Below are 5,217 nucleotides of genomic sequence, written 5' to 3' on the forward strand. Positions count from 1 at the left end.
CCGATGCGTGCCTTTGGTGAGGACAGCCGCCATCAAGTGGCTCACCCCCGCCTGTTGCGGCCGCTCTGCCCGGCTACCACCGCGGAAAAAACAGTGGGCAGCCAAGATCTCCACCGTTGGGTTCTGGCCCAGCAACAGCGTGATGCCATTGGCCAAAAGGACGCGCTGTAAACGGCCACGTTGGGTGGCAAGCAGAGCAGAGTTCATGCAGGCAAGGGATCCCGTCCAAAATCCGAAAATCAAGAGTCCGGAGCGCCAAGGCGGCGCTCACCGACAGGCCAGTTGCAGCTCCGAGGCCATTGCTGGATCGAGGGCAGTCGGCTTGAGAACGGTGACCACATAAGCCTCCGGAGACAAGTACTGCTGGGCCAATTCCCGGATCTGAGCCGGGGTAAAAGATTGCAACAGCTCCAGGTACTCTTGAATGCGTTGCACCCCGCCCAGCGTCTCGTAGTAGCCATAGATGCCCGCCAATTGACTGGGAGACTCGGCGGAGAACAGGAACTCATGGGTGAGCATACGCCGGGTGCGATCCAACTCCGCTTGGCCGATGCCATCCTGCTGCAGCTTTTCGATCTCGTGCAGAATCGTCGCCTCCACCCGCGCCACATCCTCCGGCTCCAGCTGAGCGCCGATACAAAACAGTCCCCCCTCCTTCAACACCAGCGAAGAACAGCCAATGGCCCTCACCCAGCCCCGCTGTTCCCGCAGCAGATGCACCAGCCGCGAAGTACGGCCATCTCCCAGCACAGAAGCCAACATCTCCAGGCCACAGGCTTGTTGCCAATCGTCAATGCCAACGGTAGGCCAGGCCAATTTCAGACGGGCTTGCTCCAAGCGGGCATGGTCGCTCTCCCGGCGCAGGATCCCTTGGGGACGAGGCTGGGGCGGGATGGGGGGGCTGGCCGGTGCTGGCCCAGCAGCAGAGCTGCCAAACTGCTCCTCCACCAAGGCCAACGCCCGCTCGGGATCGATGCCACCCGTCACCACCACCGTCATGGATTCAGGCCGATACCAAGCGCGGTGGTAAGCGCGCATCACCTCAGGGGTCAGTTGCATCAAGCTTTCCGGTGTGCCCAACACCGGTCGTCCATAGGGATGCTCCCCATAGGCGGTCTGCATCAAAAGCTGATAGGCCGTGTAATCAGGGTTGTCGGCGGCGCGGCGAATTTCCTCCAGAACCACCTGCCGCTCCCGCTCAAACTCTGGATCCGGGATCCCGGCCCGCAAAACCACCTCTGCCAGGTAGGGCAGGGTATCCGCCAGGTCAGCAGCAGCCACCGTAATGTAGTAATGGGTGTAGTCTTGGCCGGTGGCAGCATTGGTAACTCCTCCCCGTCCTTCCACGGCCCAATCCAGCTCACCAGGAGCCAGCCGCTCGCTACCCTTAAACACCATGTGTTCCAGAAAATGGGATAGGCCCAGCCACTCCGGCGGCTCATGACGTCCACCTGTCCGTACCCAGACGTCAACGGTTACAGAATCGGCAATGGGGATGGGATGAACGATAACGCCTAGCCCGTTGCTCAGTCGGTGGGTGTAGGCGGGCAAAAGACGAGGAGAGCGGTTCAAAATTCTTAACTGATGGAGAACAGTCTTAATTGTAGATGGAGAGGGGCTCCGGGAAATAGTATCTGAGACTACTTTTCTCGGCCTTCTCTCCCCACCTTGCAGATCCCAACCCCTTTTGTGGTAGAGGGAGAACCTAGGTACCTTGGGCTGCTCCCTGTCCAGACATCCCCCTAAGGCTCATTGCGCAGATCCGGGGATCCCTGCCAAGCCAGACTGGGGGATCCCTCGCTTGCCAGATTGTCCTCCACCTGAAATCCAGGGGGCCACTCTTGGCTGTCTCGAACCCGCTGCACCACCTCTTGGGGCAGCACGACCCCCAACTGCCGGGCAGCCATGGCCACCACATCCCCCCGGTCGATCAAGCCAGCAATGGCGCCGGTGGGCGTGAAAACCAAAATGCGGCGCGGTTCCGCCTGGCGCATCATCTGAATCACCTGGGGAATGGGGGTCTCTTCTCGTACCCCCTGCAGTTGCTCCATCGGCTTGAGAATAGCCTTGAGGGTGAGGCAATCCCACTGGCTGCGCTCGATGTCGTTGAGCAGTTCTGGCCTGACCAACCCGCGATAACGGCCATCTTCCTCGGCAAAATAAACCTCCGCTGGCTGAGTTGGAGCTTCCGGCCTGAGAGAAGAAGGCACCAGATAGCGATCCACAAACTCCCGCAGGCTCATGTTCGCATCCAAAACCCGAAACTGGCGGGTCATCACATCGGCAGCTTTCAGGCGGGCCAGCACCTGCTGCAGTTGCGCGTACTGGCTGTAGCGGCGGGCGGTGTTCAAAATAAACAGCCCGATCAACCCCAGCCACAGGCCATTCAGGCTGCCGGCAAACACCACCAGCAACCCCAGCCCCAGCAGGCCAAAGCCGACAAATTGCCCGGCCCGAGCTGCCCAAATCATGCCCTGTTGTCGATCCCCCGTCCAACCCCAGATGGCCGCCTTGAGCATTTGCCCCCCATCCAGAGGCAAGCCCGGCAGCAGGTTAAACAGGGCAATCGTCAGGTTGATGGCAGCCAAGCTGGCAAGGGTTGAGGCCAGCATCGACTCCGGCACAGCCCAAGCCCGGGCCACGCTGAAGAAAACAAACAGACCCAAGCTGAGGAGAGGGCCTGCCACCGCCACGCAAAAAGCCCCAAGGGGGCGGGGAACTTCCCGCTCAATCGCCGCCATACCCCCAAAAATAAATAGGGTTATCGAGTTAACCCGTACCCCATAGGCGCGGGCCACCAAGCTGTGGGCCAACTCATGGGCCAGCAGAGAAAGAAACAACCCCATCGCCGTCAACACCCCGTAGGAGAGCACCAGCAGGAGGGCCGCCGGGAACCAGGTGTAGTCGATGAAAAAGGGGATCCCCCACAAGCTACCGATGCGCAGGCGACTGGTCATGACGATACAACTCCTTACACAGCTCTCACTGGGGAGAAGGCCCAGGAAGGTGCCGTTGAAGACGACAAGCAGCCCCTCAACTTGGGATCCCTCTCCTCCAGTGTAGCCCCTCTGCCGGGCCTTCCGTTCCCTTGCGGCTCCCCCGGCAGACAGCGGGCCTGCCCTATCCCTAGAGGCTCTTAAAGATCTTCTCAGAGCACAACACTACCTACAACACCAGACCCCCGAAGATTGTGATAACGTGGTTGGGCATTGGGTCGGCGGGGCCAACCAGCACTCAAAAGTTGGAACGACCGAGCTTTAGCAGGGGAGCTTTGCAGGAGGGGTGTGGCTATGGTGTGGACTTCGTCCCACTCAGGCGAACAGAGCGAAGAAGTGCAGGGACTTGATCCCGCCCAGACGATGGGAGCCGCGCCTCCAGGCGAGTTTCCGGCCACAGCCCCGGCGGCCAGCCCGGTGTTCTACCGCACCTACAGCCGTCGCCGCCCAGATGGCAGCCGCGAGACTTGGAGCGAGGTTTGCGATCGCACCTTGGCCGATATTGCCCGGTTGGGGCGCTTCACCCCTCAGGAGCGGCAGTTGGTAGAACGTCTGCAGCGGCAGTTGAAGGCGTTGATCTCCGGTCGAGCCTTGTGGGTGATGGGCACCGACTGGATCCAGAAGCCGGAAAACTTCTCCGGTGCCTACAACTGCACCAGTTTGGCGGTGGTGGACTGGCGGGCCTTTGGCCTGATGATGGATCTGGCCATGATGGGCTGCGGCACAGGAGCGGTGCTGGAACCCCAATTCATCAACCGCTTGCCTCCCATCCTCAACCGCCTTCAGGTTCACGTCAAGGGATCCATCGGCGCCACCCCTCCCGAAGAGCGGCAGGAACACACCCGCATCCACCGGCAGGGATCCCAGGTGCACATCCAGGTGGGGGACAGTCGCCGCGGCTGGGTGGAGTCCTACCAAGCGCTGCTGGAGCTGGCCTCGGATCCCGGCTTTGGCGGTCAGGTGGACGTGACGGTAGATTTGAGCGATATCCGCCCTGCCGGCGAGAGGCTGAAGGGATTTGGGGGCGTAGCCAACCCCATTAAGCTGCCCGGCTTGTACGAGCGCTGTGCCGCCATCCTCAACAGGGCAGTAGGGCGGCAGTTGAACTCCGTGGAATGCTGCCTGCTCATCGACGAGGCGGCGGTGGTGGTGGTGGCGGGAAACATTCGTCGTAGCGCTGGCATTCGTCAGTTTGCTGCCGACGACCAGCTGGGATCCACCGCTAAAGACAACCTCTGGCAGCAGGACGAAAACGGCAACTGGAGAATTGACCCCGAGCGAGATGCCCTGCGCATGGCCAACCACACGCGGGTGTTTCACCGCAAGCCGACGCGGGAAGAATGTGTTGAGGCCGTGCGGAAGCAGTTTTACTCAGGCGAGGGGGCCATCCAGTGGGCCGGGGAAGCCGTAGCACGGGCCAATTGCGACCTTATCCCACCCGACCTAAAACCCGACTTTCTCAAAGCCTATGAGGCAGGAACGGCCCGAGAATGGCTAAAGGGACGGGATCCCTCCCTAGGGGAAGAGGAACTTCAGGATCGCCTGTGGCGCTATGGGCTGAATCCCTGCGTGACAGCCGATACCTGGGTGCACACGGGCGATGGGCCGCGCCAGGTGAGAGACCTGATTGGGAAGCAGCACAGCACCTATGTCAATGGAGAACTATTCAGTACCACACCGGAGGGGTTCTTCTACTCCGGTACCAAGCCTGTGCTGAAGCTTTTGACCAAGGAAGGGTTCTCTCTGCGGCTGACAGGCAACCATCGGGTTCTCAAAGTCACCGCTCAAACCCAAAAGGCACAATACACCGAGTGGGTACCGGCAGAAAGCCTACAACCGGGCGACCGCATCCTGCTGCACAACCATCGCGATCTCACCCCGTGGGATGGGGCGGGTACCTGGGAAGAAGGCTGGCTTTTGGGGAATTTGCTGGGTGACGGTAGCCTTACGGCAACCCCGTGGAACGACACGGCTTTATTACGCTATTGGCAAGATACCCAAGCCGAAATGAGCCAGTATGCGATTCAGCTTTTGCAAACGGCAGTGGGTTACGAGCCCCGCCAGCCAGAGGCATATCACTATGCGCAGCTTGGGTTGCGGGTTATCGGCTCCAGGGGGTTGGCAAAACTGGCGGCCCAGTTCGGCATGAGGCCCGGACAAAAGCAGATGACAGAGGCGCTCGAAGCCACCAGCTTCCAGTTTCATCGAGGCTTCTTGTGCG

The 5,217-nt window shown here is 60.6% G+C and carries 2 protein-coding genes and 2 pseudogenes; 1 reads left to right on the forward strand and 3 read right to left on the reverse strand.

Annotated features, from left to right (window positions below):
- From NW856_RS12010 to NW856_RS12020, 3 genes and pseudogenes are all read right to left on the reverse strand, one after another.
- Positions 1-207 (reverse strand): annotated as a pseudogene (locus NW856_RS12010) (insulinase family protein); the annotation flags it as partial.
- A 60-nt stretch (positions 208-267) separates the two neighbouring features.
- Complete coding sequence (locus NW856_RS12015) at positions 268-1,572, reverse strand: M16 family metallopeptidase (RefSeq protein WP_414400464.1); 1,305 nt, start codon at positions 1,570-1,572, stop codon at positions 268-270.
- Positions 1,573-1,742: 170 nt separating this feature from the next.
- Positions 1,743-2,957: a site-2 protease family protein gene (locus NW856_RS12020; RefSeq protein ID WP_414400465.1), complete on the reverse strand. Its 1,215-nt coding sequence runs from the start codon at positions 2,955-2,957 to the stop codon at positions 1,743-1,745.
- 402 nt (positions 2,958-3,359) lie between these two features.
- On the opposite strand from NW856_RS12020, the pseudogene NW856_RS12025 reads away from it, so the two are divergent.
- A pseudogene (locus tag NW856_RS12025) lies at positions 3,360-5,217 on the forward strand (ribonucleoside-triphosphate reductase, adenosylcobalamin-dependent); the annotation flags it as partial.

This window comes from Synechococcus sp. R3-13 (genome assembly GCF_047462195.1).
GTDB lineage: Bacteria > Cyanobacteriota > Cyanobacteriia > Thermostichales > Thermostichaceae > Thermostichus.

Coding starts and splice junctions, on each gene's coding strand:
- NW856_RS12020 (WP_414400465.1), bottom strand. CDS start 2,957: ATGACCAGTCGCCTGCGCATCGGTAGCTTGTGGGGGATCCCCTTTTTC.